Genomic DNA, 17,832 nt, shown 5'->3' on the forward strand with positions numbered 1-17,832 from the left:
ATTTAGGGGGCTAGGGGAATGAAGGGAAAATTTTTACTCTTAAACATTAAAGATTTACGTCAGAATCTAAATGTGAGTACGGTTAGTGCTGGCTTAGTTGCAGCAATATTTGGGTGTACGGGCCCTGCTTTGATCATCATTGGAGCTGCGACAAGTGGGGGCTTGACGTATGCTGAAACCATTAGTTGGATATTTGCTGTTTATTTTTTTAGCGGATTGCTCGGTATGTTTTTATCTATAAAGTATCGTCAGCCCATCGCAGGTGCACATTCGATTGCCGGAGCAGTATTAGTTGCAGGTGCTTTGACTCATTATTCATTCCAAGAAGCTATAGGGGCTTATCTATTTGCCCATATCCTCGTGATTATTCTCGGTGCATCAGGCTTAATCAACAAAGTGATGAAATGGATACCTGTCCCGATTGTCATGGGCATGATTGTTGGCGTAATGATCCGTTTTTCGACGGAAATGATTACGTCAGTTACCATTTCTCCCATACTAGCAGGTTCTGCAATTCTAGTTTTTTTACTTTCTACACGATTTTTCAAAAAAATCCCACCTGTTTTATCGGCATTACTTGTCGCAGTTTTGTTGGCCGTCTTTACTAATGAATTTCAGCTTCAGAACGTCCAGAATGCATTCATTCTTCCACAGTTAATCCTACCTGCATTTAGTTTTGATGCTTTACTGTCGATTGGAATTCCGCTTGCGTTACTTATAATCTGTACCGAAAGTGCTCAAGCGTCAGGTGTGTTAATGGCTCAAGGGTACAAGCCGCCAAATAATGCGATGGCGATTTACGGTTCAATTGTTGGTGTAATCGCTTCGTTTTTCGGCGCTCATGCTATTAATATCGCGGGACCGATGACAGCGATCTGTTCTGCTGAAGAAGTTGGGAAAAAAGAAAGCCGGTATGTTGCAGCCGTTGTTTGTGGAGGGTTATTCTCGACTTTTGGACTGTTTGCGGCTGTAGTCGTTCCGCTTGTGATTGCCATGCCGGGTGTAATTATTAGTGTAATTGCTGGTCTTGCGATGCTAGGGGTACTTATGAATGCACTCAAAATAGCCTTTTCAGACAGTAAGTTTCAAATGGGTGCTTTTTTTGCCTTAATAATAGGCATGTCAGGTGTGAGTTTCTTCAATATTGGCGCACCATTATGGGCAATTATCGGAAGTTTATTCGTCTCTATTGTTGTTGAAAAAGACCATTTTGTATGGAAAGCAAAGGTAGAAAAAGTGATAGGATCGAAAGTGGAAACGACCGTTTAAACATTTGCATTCAATTGAGTATCAGGTACCTCTTTTTCAACGGCCACCCGTTTGATAGGTGGCCGTTATTTGATGCTAATGTATCAGTCACCTTTGTTAAAAGGTATGGGATGCCGAAGTAGAATGCTGAATTCATTTAGACTCTATTAAATGATGACTTGCGAAAAAATAGAAAAGCTTATAATGTAGATAAGTAAACAATAACGGAAAAGTTTTTCGGGGTAATAAAAGGAGCAAATTAAATGGTGTTGGGAAAAAATACTGTTATTCGAAAAGAGTTATTTAAAGCAATTGATCCATTGACAGATGAGCAGTTCAATAAAATACCTTCAAATGGGGGATGGTCTCCAAAACAAATCTTCGAACACCTAGCGAGAATGGAAACAGTGATTGCGACTAATATTGCCAGAGAACTTAATAACCCCGATAGTCTAAAATGTATGAAAAAACCGATAGCATTGTCTACGAATCGCTTAATTAAAGTGGAAGCACCGGAGTTTACAGTTCCGACAAAAGAGTATAAATCAAAAGTAGAAATGAAAAATGAACTCTATCATTCCCGTATCTTCTTATTAGATGTGTATGAAACAAGCACAAAAGAAGTGCTCCGTGATAAATCACTCAAACATCCGATATTTGGACAAATTCCATTGAGTCAATGGTTTCTATTTGTCGGATTGCATGAAAAACGTCACTTGAAACAATTGAAAAAAACAATTGAAATGGACGTTGAGTGACTATCATCAGCCAGGGGACGAGCATTCATGGGTTGGTCAAGTGGAGCAGTGGTCCGGTAAGAAGAATCTTTGCATTGAAGAAGAGCATCGGGAGTACTTTGCCGATGCTCTTTTGCAGTTACTCTCTTTCGATAACGGAATTCCAAGTTCATCCGCAAATTCGTAGATTGATATTTCCTTAATTCGGAAATTATATTAGGTGAAAAAAGTTTTAGATACATAGTAAAAATGAAAAAGAGCCAAGCATGAGGAGAGGATATTTCACAGAATTGAATTTTTATTTGATATTGAAAGCACTTTCATTATATACTGAGTGAAGTAAATCGGTTTACTAAACCGTTTTATCTTAAAATAGATGAGAGTTAAGAGCTTTTCTATCGAAGAGAGGTATTTGTGTTGTTATCTACTATTGGCGTGTAATGCTAAGCAACGCTTAAATTATGCATGATAATCTGCAAATATCGAAAGTAATGATTAATTGGTTTGGAGTAAGCGGTTACAAGGTTACTGTGCTTGACTGACCATCAATAATTAGAAATGTCAGTCCACATGCGCAAAAGCGATTCGAAGCTATTAGAACAAACTGCAAGTAGACTTGGGGGGAGAATAAAGATGGATTGGATTATAACTTATTTACCGCTTATTTGGGTAGCTCTTGGGGTAGCGCTACTCCTTTACTTGAACATTGTGGTAAAACTAAATAGTGTACTTGCCCTTTTGATTGTAGCGATACTGGTAGGTATTTTAAACGGGTTAACATTAGATATGGTCGTCGTATCGATAAAGACAGGTTTTGGAGGAACGCTCGGAAGTTTGGCAATCATTATCGGAATGGGTGCTGTGCTTGGTAAATTAATGGTGGATTCCGGTGCTGCTCAACGGGTAGCTTCTACCTTATTAAACAAGTTTGGCGTAAAGAATGTTGAATGGGCAATTTTAATTGTTGGTGCCATTTTTGGTGTCTCAGTATTTTATGAAGTGGCGTTTATCATATTGGCACCACTTGTCATCAGTATTGCAATTGAAGCAAAAATTCCATATTTACGCTTAGGTATCACGATGGTTGCCTCGGCTACAATGGCGCATAGTATATTCCCACCACAACCTGGTCCAACTGCACTTGTTGAGGCTTATGGTGCAGACATGGGGATGGTTTACATATTGGGACTGATCGTAGTCATTCCATCAGTAATTGCAGCAGGTATTATTTTACCTAGAATGCTACGTAATTTGGATCGTCCTGTACCACCAATGTTGAAGAAGCCGAAAGAATTTGCTGAAGATGAAATGCCTGGATTTGCTGTAAGTATAATTGTACCGTTATTGCCAGCAATCATCATTACATCGGCAACGATTTTGGATTTCTTTATAGAAGAAGGAACGATGTTCTATCAAATTATTAATTTCCTTGGTAGTGCCGAAATTAGCATGATTCTCGCTGTATTGGTTGCCATTTATGTATTCGGCATACGCAGAGGTAGAACAATGCCGGAAGTTATGAATTCGTTCTCAGGTGCTATTGAAGGTATTGCGATGATTATCTTCATTGTTGGTGCTGGTGGAGCTTTCAAACAGATCATTTTGGATACAGGCATTGGTGACTTCATCGCAGGAATGATGGAAAATACAAGTGTATCGCCATTAATTATGGCCTGGGTCATTACTGCAATGTTACGTATTGCTACGGGGACGGGTGTTGTTTCTGCAATTACTGCTGCAGGTATTGTGGGTCCGCTAATTCATACATTTGATGTGAATCCTGTATTAATGGTTTTAGCAACAGCGGCAGGAAGTAATACAATTACTCACGTAAATGACGCATCCTTCTGGTTGTTTAAAGAGTACTTTAACTTATCCATTAAAGATACGTTTAAAACCTGGGGCCTGTTATTATTCACGACCTCAGTCGTTGGTCTTGGTGTTGTACTACTGCTTAGCTTGTTTATCTAATAAAAAACTGTCATTCAAGTCCACGGTAATGGATTTGGTTGACAGTTTTTTTATTTGAAGATCATGTGGCTAAGCTGATTTTACGAGTAGTCTTCATTAAAAATATTCAAGGATATGTAAGCAAGTTTCTTGAAAGTCAAAAAAGGTCAGTGTATAATAAGTCCATAGATCAAATATAGTCAAAGTCAGGAAAGATAGATAAATGAAAAATTGAGGGAGGAATAGAATATGAAATGTCAACATTGTGATAAAAACGAAGCGACGATGAGTTTGAGATTTCAAGTAAATCAGCAAGGTATGCACATTAATATGTGTCATCCATGCTTTCAAGAAATCCAAGGTCAATTACAAGCAGGTAAGATGCCGTCATTTAGCAACAATGCGAATCCCTTTTCCCAAGCTAACGGCGGCCAACAGGCAAGAACTCAAACAAAGCAAACACAAGAAGGTCACGGCAACGGTTTGTTAGACCAACTTGGTAAAAATATATCAAATGATGCAAGAAATGGACAGATTGATCCAGTCATCGGACGCGATCAAGAAGTGAAACGCGTCATTGAAACGTTAAATAGAAGAAATAAAAACAACCCAGTGCTAATTGGTGAGCCTGGAGTTGGTAAAACAGCAATCGCCGAAGGGCTCGCAGTAAAAATCCATGAAGGCGATGTACCGGTGAAACTAAAGAATAAAGAAGTGTACTTACTAGATGTTGCTTCACTTGTTACCAATACAGGCATTCGTGGTCAGTTTGAAGAGCGGATGAAACAACTCATTGAAGAACTTCAAGCCCGGACAGATGTTATTTTATTCATTGATGAAATTCACCTGCTCGTTGGTGCGGGTTCAACAGAAGGATCGCAAATGGATGCCGGTAATATTTTGAAGCCAGCCTTAGCACGGGGAGGCTTGCAACTCATCGGGGCAACGACATTGAAAGAATATCGTCAAATCGAAAAAGATGCCGCACTTGAACGTCGATTCCAACCGATTATCGTCAAGGAACCATCGGCAGAAGATACGATTAAAATCTTAAGTGGAATAAAAGGACGTTACGAAAACTTCCATGAAGTACACTATACAGATGAAGCGATTCAAGCATTTGTCACCTTATCACAACGTTATATTCAGGACCGCTTTTTACCGGACAAAGCGATTGATTTGATGGATGAAGTCGGGTCACGTTTAAACCTTGCACACGTCATCCCTAATTCGGATTCAGATTCACTTGGAGTGCGTCTAGGCGAAATCATTCAAGAAAAAGAACAAGCAGCAGAATTGGAAGACTATGAAAAAGCGGCAAATTTACGTTATGAAGAAATTCAATTACGTAAACAATTGGAAGAAGCGAAACAAAATGGGGAAGCTAAAAAAATAGAAGTTACTGTTGCAGATATTGAGTTAATTGTCGAAGAGAAAACAGGAATTCCTGTGACAAAACTACAAGCGGCAGAACAGGTGAAAATGAAAGGTCTTCAGGAAAACCTCAATAAAAAAGTCATCGGTCAAGAAGAAGCGGTTGATAAAATTGCAAAAGCAATCCGTCGTAGCCGTGCGGGACTTAAATCGAAAGACCGTCCCATTGGCTCCTTCTTATTTGTCGGTCCAACGGGTGTTGGTAAAACAGAAATCACAAAAGTCCTAGCAGAAGAATTATTTGGTTCACGTGACACGTTAATCCGTCTCGACATGAGTGAATATATGGAGAAACATGCGGTGTCTAAAATTATTGGCTCCCCTCCAGGTTATGTTGGGCATGAAGACGCTGGTCAATTAACAGAACAAATACGCCGGAATCCTTATTCAATATTACTCCTTGACGAAATTGAAAAAGCGCATCCAGACGTTCAAAATATGTTCCTTCAGATTATGGAGGATGGCCGCTTAACAGATTCACATGGTCGGACAGTCAGTTTCAAAGATACGGTTATTATTATGACAAGTAACGCTGGAACAGGCGACAAAAAAGTGAGTGTCGGTTTCAATAAAACAGTACATGAATCCGTTACGATGCTAGAAATGTTAGGCGATTATTTCAAACCTGAATTTCTCAATCGCTTCGATGCAATTGTTTCATTTAACGAATTAACAGAGGGAAATCTACTTGAAATCGTGGAATTAATGCTTGTTGATTTACAAGTAACAATCGAAGAAAATAATATTGATATCACGATTTCCCAAGAAGTAAAACAAGCATTGGTCAAACTAGGCTACGATAAACGGTTCGGAGCTCGACCACTTCGTAGAGTCATTCAAGATAAAATTGAAGATCCATTAACAGATATTATTTTGGAAGAGCATGTTGAAAAAGTCCGTGTCGATCTCGTAGAGGAAGAGATTGTTGTTAACATAGTGTAACTATATGTTTGACACAGGTATCTCCTAATATAAAGAAAACTGTCAACCAAATCCGTTTGGTTGACAGTTTTTTCATTTTAGGTAAAGTACTCAACAATTTGGTTAAAGAAGGAATAACTCAGTGTGCCATTAATTGCCGGCTATTTATTGGCACGATAACTACTCCCATCTATACAGAAGTCATAGTGGGGGTAGTTGAATTGAATTCGATTTTGAGATTGTGTAACAAGCATTATTTAATACATAGTAAGGCATTAAGCTTGTTGTGTCGTAAGATGCTCATCGAATGCATCAATAATTTGAAGGAAGTGATCCGCTTCACGGTATACATGGTCGGCAAGAAGGGCGGGTATATTGCTCTTTATTTTACAGGCTTCAATTAAATCACGTGCTGTTTTTTTGAAATCGCGTAACGATACGACAGAAACACGATTTTGGTCTAAAAATTGTTCTAAAAGTGGTTGTGTTTCTGACTGAGGGCGCATGTGATCTAAATCCTGTGCTTGGTAAAGAAGTTGGTCGAAATCATGGCTGAACCCTCGTGCTTGATCGACAAGTTTTCTTTCCGAAGGATCTAGCAGGTGTCCGATGAATTTTGAATGATCCGCCATTATTTTCAAGAAAAACACATTCTCTTTAATAATTGCCTCTGGTAAAGGTTTCAGCTTACCTTCGTTTAATTCCTTCAATCGTTTAGCGAAATAGGCAGCTTCTCGGCTCGTATGGTCAACTAGTAAAGGGAAATTGTTGGAGATAATTTGGCAACTTAATATCAATCCAAGTACTTTTCGTTTATAAGCCCAAATAGAAGCTGCCGCTTGGTAGACTTGAATGTTTAGTTGTCTAATGACATCAGGATCTGTTGTTTCATTGTAATCGCTGATCTGCTCTTCGATGCGTTCAAACAGTACAATGTATTGCTTTGCTTCTTGAATGAGTTGTGTATCACTTGCATTAAATCCAAGACTTAAAAAGAAAGCATGTTCTTTCATAATCCGTGACCAAAATCGAATCTCATCCAATGATTGCGTTACAAATGTCGGAATCGGCCATTCACTCCCCTTATAGTTATCACCATAGTCAATGTATTCGAGATCAGTTGAAATGATGCAGTTTGGCTACTTGAAAAATTTGACACGTGTTATAACTGACTAACAGTTGGCTTCAATACAGTAAGTGTAGGTAACTATTTTTATATATTTATACACTGAAAGCTACCCGAAATTACATCTCCGGGCATTTAATCACAACAGAATTAACGAAAAGAGTGTGGCTAGAAGTGACGGAGTCACATCTATCCACACTCTAACCTTAGTAAATTCGTCGTGATTAATCCGCCGAAAGCGGGCTGAAAGTAGTCCAGTGAAAAGAGAGATTTTCAAGCCTACCTCAATTCAGAACAGATATTTCTTTAGTCTCAACTTTCTCCGCTGCAAGCTTGGTTACCTTTTTTCCCTCGTTGTGCGGAATTGTTAACATTATAGAGATTAAGGATGGGATAGCAAAAGCCATATTTACCATGATCCCGGCAGCTGCTGCTAACTCTATGCTTCCGGTGAGCAAGATTGCACCATAAACTGCTGTTGAAATCGCTATACCAAATGAAAAGCCCAGTGAGCTGGACATTTTATAAATACCTGAAGCAACCCCAACTTTATCTTCTGGGATATTTACCACAGCGGTTTCAATAGAAGGCGTTGCGTACAATCCAAGCCCTATACCTGAAAGCATGAAACCGAGGAAGACGGTGATGATGTAAGCTAAGTCAGGCAAAAATGTTAACGCTGTTAAACTGATTCCAAGGGGAGTAATGATTGCTGCTGCAATCATTGGTTTTCTTGCGCCCACTTTTTGCATCATTTTCTCACCCACGCGAATCATTATGAGCACAGCAACTAAATTACCAATCGTTAGTAAACCTGTTTGAAAGGCTGTAAATCCTCGTGCTAATTGCACATACGTATTCGCAACCACAACTGTTCCGGCAATTCCATTTTGTAAAAAGTTAGAGGTGACAGCTCCTGTATATGCTTTAGACTTGAATAAAGAAAACTCAATGAACTTACTCTTTTTCTTTATTTCAACTAAAAAGAATAGGGCGGTTCCAATTAACGTTGCAACTATTAAAGTGATTGTAAGTGGACTCGTCCAACCAAACTCATGCCCACGTGTAATTGTTAAATTCAATGCAAGCATTACGAAAATGAAAATGAGTAAACCCGTATAATCAAATTTCGATTTGATAGACTGGACAGCCTTGCTTTCTGGTATATCTTTTAGTAAGTACATCGCTAGTAAAGAGATAACAATTGAAAGGACAAAAATCCATCTCCATCCCATATACGTCGCAATGGCTCCACCTACTAAAGCACAAGCACCGGCTCCACCCCATGAACCGAATGACCAATAACTAAGTGCACGCTGCCTGTCTGCTCCATCAAAGTAGGCTTTAACTAAAGCAATGGTTGCCGGCATAATACATGCTGCAGAAATACCTTGGATGATTCGCCCAGCGATTAAAAGTGGAGCATCTTGTGCTAGAACAAGGCACAAAGAGCCAATAACACTTAAACTTAATCCTAAAAAAGTCAGTTTTTTACGGCCTGCTCTATCTGAGATACCGCCAGCCGCAACAATAAACATACCTGAAAATAAGGAGGTTATACTAATAGCGATATTTAGAGTTCCGAGTGATATACCTAAATCTGCTTGAATTGCTGGAATAATGTTTACCATTGACTGAGCAAACAACCAAAACGTAAGAACGGCTAGCACGATACCAAAAATCAATTTGTTTGAACCTCTATTAGTTGCTTCCATAGTGAACCTCCTCTAATTTTGTATACGTCTTTTTCTGTGTTTGCTAGGGAAAGCGCTTCCAATTCTTATAATGAAGAAATGGTTAAATTCTATGTTTACCCACACGTTTCTTTTAGGCTTTGCTTTTAGGGCTAAGGTCTCTCCTAACTTTTCGGTTTATTGAATCGAGTTGTTAGTTGAGATAAGTATAGTTGGAAATATCCAGGTATTAGGGACGAAAACGAATGTGAAAAAGGTTGACATAGGCAAGGAGATTCTTCTTTTGTTTCAAAATCTATGAGTCGATATAACATTATAGAGGAAGGTGCGAACACTCTCCTCTACATGATCAAATTTACATTTACTTATTTGCGTGCATAGCCGAAACTAGCTCCGGACTATTTTCTTGTTCTTTTAAAATGAAACTGATGAAATCTAGAATGAGTCTTGCTCCTACTTGACTGGTAATTCCAGTTGGATCATATGGAGGAGAGACTTCGACTAAATCAAAACCGATGACATTTCCTCTTTTTGCAATACCTTCTAACAATTCATTCACTTCATCATAGTACAATCCTCCGGGAGAAGGAGTGCCTGTTCCGGGTGCCAACGATGGGTCTAATCCGTCGATATCAATTGTTACATAATAATTATCGCCTTCAGGAATTAGGTCTAGTACAGATTCAATGCTCATTTTTCTCATTTCGCGTGGAGATAAAATCACACTGCCATATTCCCGAGCGGCATCTACATCTTCTTTTTTACTACTACTAATTCCACGGATTCCGAATTGGAACATTTTGTCGACGTAGTCCATTTCCGCTAGACGACGGAGCGTGCTACCATGTCCGTATCTTTGTCCCGAGCGATGATCTGCCCAATCCAAATGTGCATCTATTTGAATGACGTGGAACGACCCAATGGAATCCAACGCTCTACCTACAGGAATGGTAATAGAATGGTCTCCACCCATTACGACTGGAATTGCTCCTTTGGATACAATCTTTCTAATAGATTCTTCAACATTGTCGAAGCTCTGTTCCAAATCACCATGTACGATATCTACATCTCCGCAATCGACTACTTTATAGTCGGGACCTAAGTACATAATATCTTTTTCAATATCATAGGCACCTTCTAATCCGAAACTATATAATGTAGAACCTTCTCGCATTCCACGTGGACCCATTCTAGTTCCTGATTTCCATTGTGTTCCCATATCGTAGGGAACACCGATAACCGCCACATCTGCGTCTAGTTCATCCAGACTTGTACAAATCGGGTATTTCCCAAACGAGCAAATACCTGTAAACGGTAGGTTAAGAAATTGTTTTTCATTTTGATTATTCATCATAGTTCCTCCTCGTGTTCTATAGTATTTTCAAGAAAGAGGGCTATGAAAGCGCTTGTTTCTTGATGCTATACAGTATTGCAAGTTCCATGCCAACACCAAGAGAGTGGGTTCTGCGAGTCGGCCTAGTCAACTCTGACTAAGCTGGCTCGCTATATATTGATTGATTTTTCGATTGGCGGTAGATTGACTAATTCCTAATTTTTTAGCCAACTTAGTGCTGCTTGGGTACTTTTCATACATCCGATTAATATAATCTCCTTCAATCATTCCGATATATTGATCTAACGTCATATCCTCTTGTTGTGCAGAAGCAATGCCAACTTGGTCGACATCAACAATCCTGTCATTTGAAGTAATTAAAATACGTTCTATGAAATTTCGTAGTTCCCTAATGTTACCCGGCCATTCCTGTTTACTTAGCCAAGAGATCATCGTTGTAGAAAGCTCTTTTTGTAGGTTGTGCTTTTCATTGAATTCATGTAACAGTTCTGATGTGAGTATATTTATTTCATCTCTTCGTTCACGCAAAGGTGGAATAGCAATCTTGATGACGTTAATGCGATAATATAAGTCTTCCCTAAATCGTTTTTCCTCAATAAGTTGTTGTAAATCTTGGTTCGTTGCACAGATGATTCGACAGTTTAGATGAATGATTAAATTTCCACCTACCCGTTGTACAGTACGATTTTGAAGTACAGACAAAAGCTTAACTTGGAGATTAAGAGGTAGCTCAGAAATCTCATCAAGTAATATTGTGCCTTTCCCAGCAGCTTCAAAATAACCTTTTTTTCCACCTTTTCTTGCGCCAGTAAAAGCGCCTTCTTCATAGCCAAATAACTCTGATTCAATTAAGGATTCGGGAATGGCACCACAGTTTACTTCAATAAAAGGCTCGGTTTTCCGATTGGAAGTTTGATGGATTTTCTGTGCTATGTAGTTTTTTCCAACTCCTGATTCTCCTTGAAGTAAAACGGAAACGTCTAGGTTAGACACCTTTTCGACAATGCTGAAAACATGCCTCATTTTACCGGAGTCACTGTGGGAAAGGGGGGACTGTGAATCTTTTATCTTTTCAATTTCTCTTTCATATAAAACCATTCTTTTAGCAACTTCGTCATTTGTCTTTTTTAGATAATCAAGTTCAGTAATGTCTCTTGAGAAACTAATGGCTCCTTGTAATTGCTGTAGATCATCAAAAATCGGATAAGCGGAGACTACTATTTTTCTTCCCATTGACGTTTCTTGTACCATCGTTTCAACTCTTTTTGTTTTCAGTACTTTTCCCGTAATTGAGGGAGATAAGATCCCTTGTTTTTCTAGCGCAAAGACATTTTGATTTATAATATCTTTAGCATCAATTCCGAAGAAGTTTTTAAAGCTCTCACTTGAAAAAGTAATGGTACCAGCTGCATCGGTTACAAAGATTTCATCGAAAGAATATTTAATAATACTTTCTAAAATCAGATGGTTTTGTTGTAGTGGAGCCATTCATATTCCCCCTAGTCAATTATGATTACATACTACTCTGAATTGACTAACTATTCAACAAGAATGTAATGGTAGATATGAAAACACTGTTTCATATCTAGGGAAGGTTAGTATGACAAAACACTGGAAATACATCACTGGATTCTCAGTGTTTTTGTTGTTCAATAAATTCACTGGAGAGGTGCTTAAATGTGAGAATAGCAGTCAAAGAGTTATGGACACAGCCTTATATAAAGCTATTTTTATAAATTTGCGATATGCTAAAATTGTGTGATAAAATAAAGTGTTCGGAGTAGAAGGCATTAAAATACACTCTTGAATATTCAGTACATTAATCGAAAGAAGACCATTAACACGAATAATCATTACTAATAAACGCACTCGTTTTGAAAATCAAATTGTATAAGGGGTCGTTTGAAGATGATTACGGAGAATAAGGAACAATCGATATTTGGTCACGATGGAAGTAAAATAATAACAGACAGAGAGATTGACATCATCACTAGAATAGAAGAGCCATTGATAGTGATTTTAGGCAATGTATTAAGTAACGAAGAATGCGATGAACTAATCAGATTGTCAAAGGACAAACTGCAACGTTCAAAAATCGGGTCAACACATGACGTAAATGAACTGAGAACCAGTAGTAGTATGTTTTTTCAAGAAAGTGAAAATGAAATTGTAGCTAAGGTTGAAAAAAGAGTCTCTACTATTATGAATATACCTATTGAACACGGAGAAGGTATGCAAATTCTTCAGTATACGCCTGGTCAAGAATATAAAGCGCATCATGATTTTTTTTCATCAACAAGTCAAGCGGCAAAAAACAATAGAATTAGTACGCTCATTATGTACTTAAATGATGTAGAACAAGGTGGAGAAACTACCTTCCCTAAACTGAATCTTTCAGTAACGCCAAAAAAGGGTATGGCGGTTTACTTTGAGTATTTCTATAGTGATGAAGATTTAAACGAGTTAACTTTGCATGCTGGAGCACCAGTTATATCTGGTGAAAAGTGGGTTGCAACGCAATGGATGAGGAAACAAAAAATAAGGTGAAAAAGTGAATGGTACGAGTTTCTAACACGATTTTGAATTGCGTTAGAATCTCGTGCCTTTTTTATTCCAATTTTGGGAACTTATCAATCTCCTAGTACGTATTAAACATAAGAGATGTTTTAATGAATAGGGAGGTGGATTGTTTGTTACGAGAAGAATTAAAAAAACGGGCAATGGGGATAGTTGACATACCTACTCATTTTCAACCTGTTATAGAGGAATATATAGATGGGAAAGAGGTCATGTTTGCATGGGCAAACGATGAAAAAGATGAAGGAATTAGTATCGAGCTAGACTGTGCGGGGAATTTGATAAGATTATCGATTGACTGCGACGCAGAATATTCTGGTGAGGATTCATTAAGTGAGCTAGAAAAAAAGAATAGAGCAGAGCGATTCATAATTAGTCATTATCCCGATGCATTGAAAGAGTTTACTTTTACTAAAGCAGAAGCGTTTTCCCAAACAGTTCGTTTTTGTTATGAACAATTAGTTATGGACTTGCCCTTGGAGTACACAGGTTGTTTTGTCGACATTGACCCGACAGGAAAGAGTAGTGGGTTTAACTATTACGGCAAGAAACCAGTTCCGAGTATACCATCAGCAATGATTTCAATTGAAAAATTGGTTAGACATGTAAGTGACAGACTGGATTTCCAACTGACAATCGCAAATGTACTTTCGGCCATCCACGATGTTGCGGAAGATGGGCTTCGTCTTGTGTATGAACCCGAACCATTTTTCCTGAACTATAAAGCGGACGTTTTGGAACCGACCTTATCGATAATACACGATGAAGATGATCCGGAAATCTATATCTCACTCACATCAGCCTCAAGTAAGGGGGTAAGGAAAGAGTTGACTAATGAAGAAATCATAGGAATTACGGAGCGAATGGAAGTAATTCGTGAAGTGGATATGCAGAATGAAACCGGTATTGTCTGGCGCGATCGGGACTGGGAGATGAAAGAACAGGATTTATCAATAAACGGATTTTTCATTAGACATACAGAAGATACGGCTAAAGCCTTCATTTCAAAGGAAACAGGCAATGTTAAAAGCTTCATGTGGTTTAAAGAACGACAAGGCGACCTCCGACTTAGCCGTGAAAAATGTTTTCAAAAATGCATTGAGTTTCTACAACAGGTAGTACCGGATTACTTTAAATATATGCAACTGATTGTCAGCGAAGTTGAAGACGAAGAAGAAAATCTGGCTTCACCCAGGGAAACATTTACAATTTCTATGCATAACGGTCATGGTATACATATCGAGAGTAGCAGGTTCCTGGTTTCCGTCAGTCGCTCTACAGGGCTCATCGATCATTACAATGGACCGAGTTTTGACTTGGAACAGCTAAAACAAATCCCATCTGAAGCGGCTATATCTAAAGCAAAAGCGCGTGAACTATTTTTAAGCCAATTGGATTTCGAGTTAGCCTGGAAACCCGAATACGATAATGAAACGGAGTCGTATATTCTAGTTTATCAAGCGTGCCATCGGAATTCCGAAAAAAAGATTTGGTATATTGATGGGTTAACTGGGGAACTTATACTGGCTAAGTAGGTGTATCCGTAGTGTTGACATCGGGGAAAAAGAGTATGGACCCAAGCGCCGAAGGATGTAAATTGGGATTTATTCTAATTATATAAGTTGAACTAATATTTATATATAATCTCCAGCGCAGGCGTCTACTGGGGTAGCCGAAGCAATAAGACTGACAGTGATTTTCTGTCCGGCTTATTGTGGGAGGCAACCCCTAGCGCCAAGCGTTGTTGGCAGGATCCTTTATATCTACATATATAATACGTAATAAAAGATTGTCTACAGTGATAGGAGCAATAAGTATGAAGTTAACTAAATTTATGGCAACTAATTTCCCGAACTTAGTCCTGACTCCACCTTTGTTTTACAATTGTAATGTTGGTATCCGGTTTGAGCTAGGGGTAGACTGGGAGAACAAGGAAGAAAATGTTTATCTTCAGGGTGTATATGAAAGAGCTGTAACTTTATTTAAAGCCTTACATAAAGAAGATGACGAAATTATTATCGCCGTATATGTAAATGACATTGGAGGTAAATGGGCATTCCGTGGAAAATTGAACATTTTCTCACGGTATATACGGGATAAGTCTGTTTTATATAAATTGCAGCATGAGGTAATCCCTTATATAATTCCTGAAGACAATGAAGACGGCAAATACAAAACACAGCGTTTTAGTCTAAAATGTAAAACCTCGGACATTAATTATATTTCACTGTTAAAGGCTATCAGTAATGTGGATATGGGAATTAAGCCTAGAGTCTACTTTTTAAATATAAAAAAAGAAACCATTTTCCATGTGTATGATGACAGAGGCTGTGATTTGGTGGCGACGTCTCCTGAATCAATTCGTGAAGTTTATACTGAATACAATGATTGGATATTAGATTATGACAGGGAGGAAATTGATAAAGTATTTAGTTGAGTCAATTTCATAATAAATGATTTTATATTAGAATCTGTACCTAGCGTTCCAATCAACTGCTCATCCATATTCCTATTTTCATAAAGTAGATGTATGTTTAAAAAATAGTGTTTTTGGGTATAGATTACGTGGATTCAACGTCAAGGAGGTAATATCAGCATGAGAATGATAGAGGAAACACAGATGGACCAGAAAAGAGAAGAAATCATCCAAAGACTAGTGGAAAAAGGTGTTTTCAAATTATATGATAAACAATTATATGAACTTCCGCTTTATGCACTTATGAAAGCATATATAATACGCACTGAATGAAAGCAAACCGGCTGGATCGATTCCAATAGCCGGTTTTTTTGTATAGCGTGATTGTCAATTTCATAATAATAGAATGGAGACTAGACAAATTGGCGAATGTCATGTTTTTGTTTATTCAGGTGTGTGAATTGTTTGTCATTGTGTCTGTTACGGTGGTACCTCATTGTAAAGCCCTCTAAAAAGGACATTTTCAAAAAACATAATCATATTTTACGTGCTAGTATTTGTAAAATATGCCACACTGGAGTTAGAAGCTATTGATTAGTAGGAGGAATGCAAAATGAAACCAAAAGTTTATTCAACATATTCTATACCTCAACATGTGAAAGATCTTATGGCTGAGTATTGTGATATTCGACAATGGCAGGGCGATGGGCGAACTCCGAGGGATATCCTGCTAAAGGAAATTGCTGATGTTGAAGGATTATATACTGGAGGTAGCAGTATGGTAGGAAGGATTGATGAAGAGCTGCTGAATCACGCCCCTCATTTAAAAGTCATTAGTAATGTATCTGTTGGTTACAATAATTTTGATGTAGAAGCTATGAATAAACGAAATATAATTGGAACCAATACGCCTCATGTTTTGGATGAGACGGTTGCAGATTTAGCATTTGGCCTTATTTTATCAACAGCTAGACGTATTACTGAATTGGATCGATTCGTCAAAGGCGGAAGCTGGAAGCCGACGACAAATTATCGCGAAATTTATGGTATAGATGTACATAGTACCACTTTAGGTATCATTGGTATGGGACGAATCGGAGAAGCAATTGCGAGAAGAGCAAAATTCGGATTTAATATGGATGTTCTTTATAATAATCGGAACAGAAAACCAGAAGCTGAAGAGAAGTATGGCGCGGAGTATTGTAATTTGACGTCACTTTTAACACGTGCCGATTATATCGTGTTGGTGACACCCCTTACGCCTGAAACTTTCCAAATCATTGGTGAAGAGGAATTTAAATTGATGAAGAAGTCAGCAGTTTTTATAAATGTATCTCGCGGTCAGACCGTCGATGAACAAGCGCTAATTCATGCTTTGCAAAACGGAGTTATTCATGGAGCCGGATTGGATGTTTTCGAAAAAGAGCCCGTGGATCCACATAACCCATTACTTCAAATGTCGAATGTCGTGACAATCCCTCACATAGGATCTGCTACTGTGAGAACAGAAGAGGCAATGGCGATGCGAGCTGCAGAAAATTTAATAGCTGTTTTAATGGGGAAGGAACCCATAGACCCTGTCGGAAGATAAATTTTACGTACGCTATTAAAGAAATTAATGGAACCATGTTCTAACACAATTCCGAATTGCTTTAGATACTTGTTCCACTTTTAAAAAATAATCCTTTTTAGCTGGAGGAGAACGCTAAGACAGCGATATAGCAATACAAAGATTATTAAAAAGGGAGAGGATTTATCTTGGAACAAACAATTTTTCAGCATATGGCAACAGTGCGAGGAATAACCGAGCAAACGATGAAGATAATGCCGGAAGAAATTTCGGATTTGATGCCAAAAGGTTTTAACAACACTATTCGTTGGAACTTTGGGCACATTGCATTTGTACAGGAAAAGCTTGTCTTTGGACTTTTAGGTGAAGACATGAACATTCCGAAAAATTTCGAGAATTTTTTTGGTACAGGAACGAAACCAGAAGAATGGAATGAAGCGCCGCCATCATTTACAGAGATTGCCGAAGTCTTAGTGAAACAAAAAACGAGAATTCAGGATTTTCTTCAAGGACGTTTACTTGAAAAGATTCCAACACCATTTACAAACCGGTTAGGCATTACGTTTTACACAGTTGGTGAGGTCTTTTTGTTTAGCTTTTACCACGAAGCATTACACATTGAGACGATTAAGCGAATACATCAATCTATCCCCTCCAAATAAATCGCCAATAGACAGCAGAAAATGGTAGACTGTTTAAGCAATCATGATTGTTTTTAGTACAGAGCAAAGAAGAATTAGCAATTGATGCGGTTAATCATTCAAAGCAGAATGGAATAAAACAAGGTTGATTTAGTTTTTAATTG

Annotated in this window: 14 protein-coding genes; 10 read left to right on the forward strand and 4 right to left on the reverse strand. The window is 38.2% G+C overall.

Translation table 11 applies throughout. The features are described 5' to 3' along the window. Window positions 1-18 precede the first annotated feature (18 nt). From AC1TO6_RS17525 to AC1TO6_RS17540, 4 genes are all read left to right on the forward strand, one after another. A complete protein-coding gene (locus tag AC1TO6_RS17525) occupies window positions 19-1,269 on the forward strand; it encodes a benzoate/H(+) symporter BenE family transporter (RefSeq protein ID WP_482102913.1) in 1,251 nt (416 codons plus the stop codon). A 242-nt stretch (window positions 1,270-1,511) separates the two neighbouring features. Beyond that, window positions 1,512-2,006: a DinB family protein gene (locus tag AC1TO6_RS17530; RefSeq protein WP_482102914.1), complete on the forward strand. Its 495-nt coding sequence runs from the start codon at window positions 1,512-1,514 to the stop codon at window positions 2,004-2,006. A gap of 612 nt (window positions 2,007-2,618) precedes the next feature. Beyond that, the gene (locus AC1TO6_RS17535) at window positions 2,619-3,956 is read left to right on the forward strand and encodes a gluconate:H+ symporter (protein WP_482102915.1); all 1,338 of its coding nucleotides are present in this window, start codon (window positions 2,619-2,621) and stop codon (window positions 3,954-3,956) included. A 228-nt stretch (window positions 3,957-4,184) separates the two neighbouring features. Continuing rightward, entirely contained in the window at window positions 4,185-6,311 is a 2,127-nt protein-coding gene (locus AC1TO6_RS17540; protein WP_482102916.1) for an ATP-dependent Clp protease ATP-binding subunit, read from the forward strand. Window positions 6,312-6,565: 254 nt separating this feature from the next. Here the strand turns inward: AC1TO6_RS17540 and AC1TO6_RS17545 are convergent, their stop codons facing one another. The 4 genes from AC1TO6_RS17545 to AC1TO6_RS17560 all read right to left on the reverse strand — a co-directional run bounded on the left by AC1TO6_RS17545 (window position 6,566) and on the right by AC1TO6_RS17560 (window position 11,952). Further along, window positions 6,566-7,396, reverse strand: coding sequence for a DUF2935 domain-containing protein (locus AC1TO6_RS17545; RefSeq protein WP_482102966.1), 831 nt, complete (start codon window positions 7,394-7,396; stop codon window positions 6,566-6,568). A 304-nt stretch (window positions 7,397-7,700) separates the two neighbouring features. Further along, entirely contained in the window at window positions 7,701-9,131 is a 1,431-nt protein-coding gene (locus tag AC1TO6_RS17550) for an MFS transporter (RefSeq protein WP_482102917.1), read from the reverse strand. Between the two features lie 340 nt (window positions 9,132-9,471). Continuing rightward, window positions 9,472-10,461 carry an agmatinase gene (speB, locus tag AC1TO6_RS17555; RefSeq protein WP_482102918.1) on the reverse strand — a complete coding sequence of 330 codons (990 nt, stop codon included), beginning with the start codon at window positions 10,459-10,461 and terminating at the stop codon, window positions 9,472-9,474. A gap of 129 nt (window positions 10,462-10,590) precedes the next feature. Then, entirely contained in the window at window positions 10,591-11,952 is a 1,362-nt protein-coding gene (locus AC1TO6_RS17560) for a sigma-54 interaction domain-containing protein (protein WP_482102919.1), read from the reverse strand. Window positions 11,953-12,372: 420 nt separating this feature from the next. Here AC1TO6_RS17560 and AC1TO6_RS17565 point away from each other — a divergent pair, with 420 nt between their 5' ends. The 6 genes from AC1TO6_RS17565 to AC1TO6_RS17590 all read left to right on the forward strand — a co-directional run bounded on the left by AC1TO6_RS17565 (window position 12,373) and on the right by AC1TO6_RS17590 (window position 17,689). Next, on the forward strand, window positions 12,373-13,011 hold the full coding sequence (locus tag AC1TO6_RS17565; RefSeq protein ID WP_482102920.1) for a 2OG-Fe(II) oxygenase: 639 nt from the start codon (window positions 12,373-12,375) through the stop codon (window positions 13,009-13,011). A 143-nt stretch (window positions 13,012-13,154) separates the two neighbouring features. Beyond that, the gene (locus tag AC1TO6_RS17570; protein WP_482102921.1) at window positions 13,155-14,576 is read left to right on the forward strand and encodes a YcdB/YcdC domain-containing protein; all 1,422 of its coding nucleotides are present in this window, start codon (window positions 13,155-13,157) and stop codon (window positions 14,574-14,576) included. Window positions 14,577-14,857: 281 nt separating this feature from the next. Then, window positions 14,858-15,478, forward strand: a complete 621-nt coding sequence (locus tag AC1TO6_RS17575; RefSeq protein ID WP_482102922.1) for a DUF3885 domain-containing protein — start codon at window positions 14,858-14,860, stop codon at window positions 15,476-15,478. A gap of 159 nt (window positions 15,479-15,637) precedes the next feature. Then, the gene (gene fbpA / locus AC1TO6_RS17580) at window positions 15,638-15,790 is read left to right on the forward strand and encodes a Fur-regulated basic protein FbpA (protein ID WP_482102923.1); all 153 of its coding nucleotides are present in this window, start codon (window positions 15,638-15,640) and stop codon (window positions 15,788-15,790) included. Window positions 15,791-16,070: 280 nt separating this feature from the next. Continuing rightward, a complete protein-coding gene (locus tag AC1TO6_RS17585) occupies window positions 16,071-17,048 on the forward strand; it encodes a 2-hydroxyacid dehydrogenase (RefSeq protein ID WP_482102924.1) in 978 nt (325 codons plus the stop codon). Between the two features lie 167 nt (window positions 17,049-17,215). Beyond that, window positions 17,216-17,689 carry a DinB family protein gene (locus AC1TO6_RS17590; protein WP_482102925.1) on the forward strand — a complete coding sequence of 158 codons (474 nt, stop codon included), beginning with the start codon at window positions 17,216-17,218 and terminating at the stop codon, window positions 17,687-17,689. Window positions 17,690-17,832 lie beyond the last annotated feature (143 nt).

This window comes from Sporosarcina sp. Y352 (genome assembly GCF_056786535.1).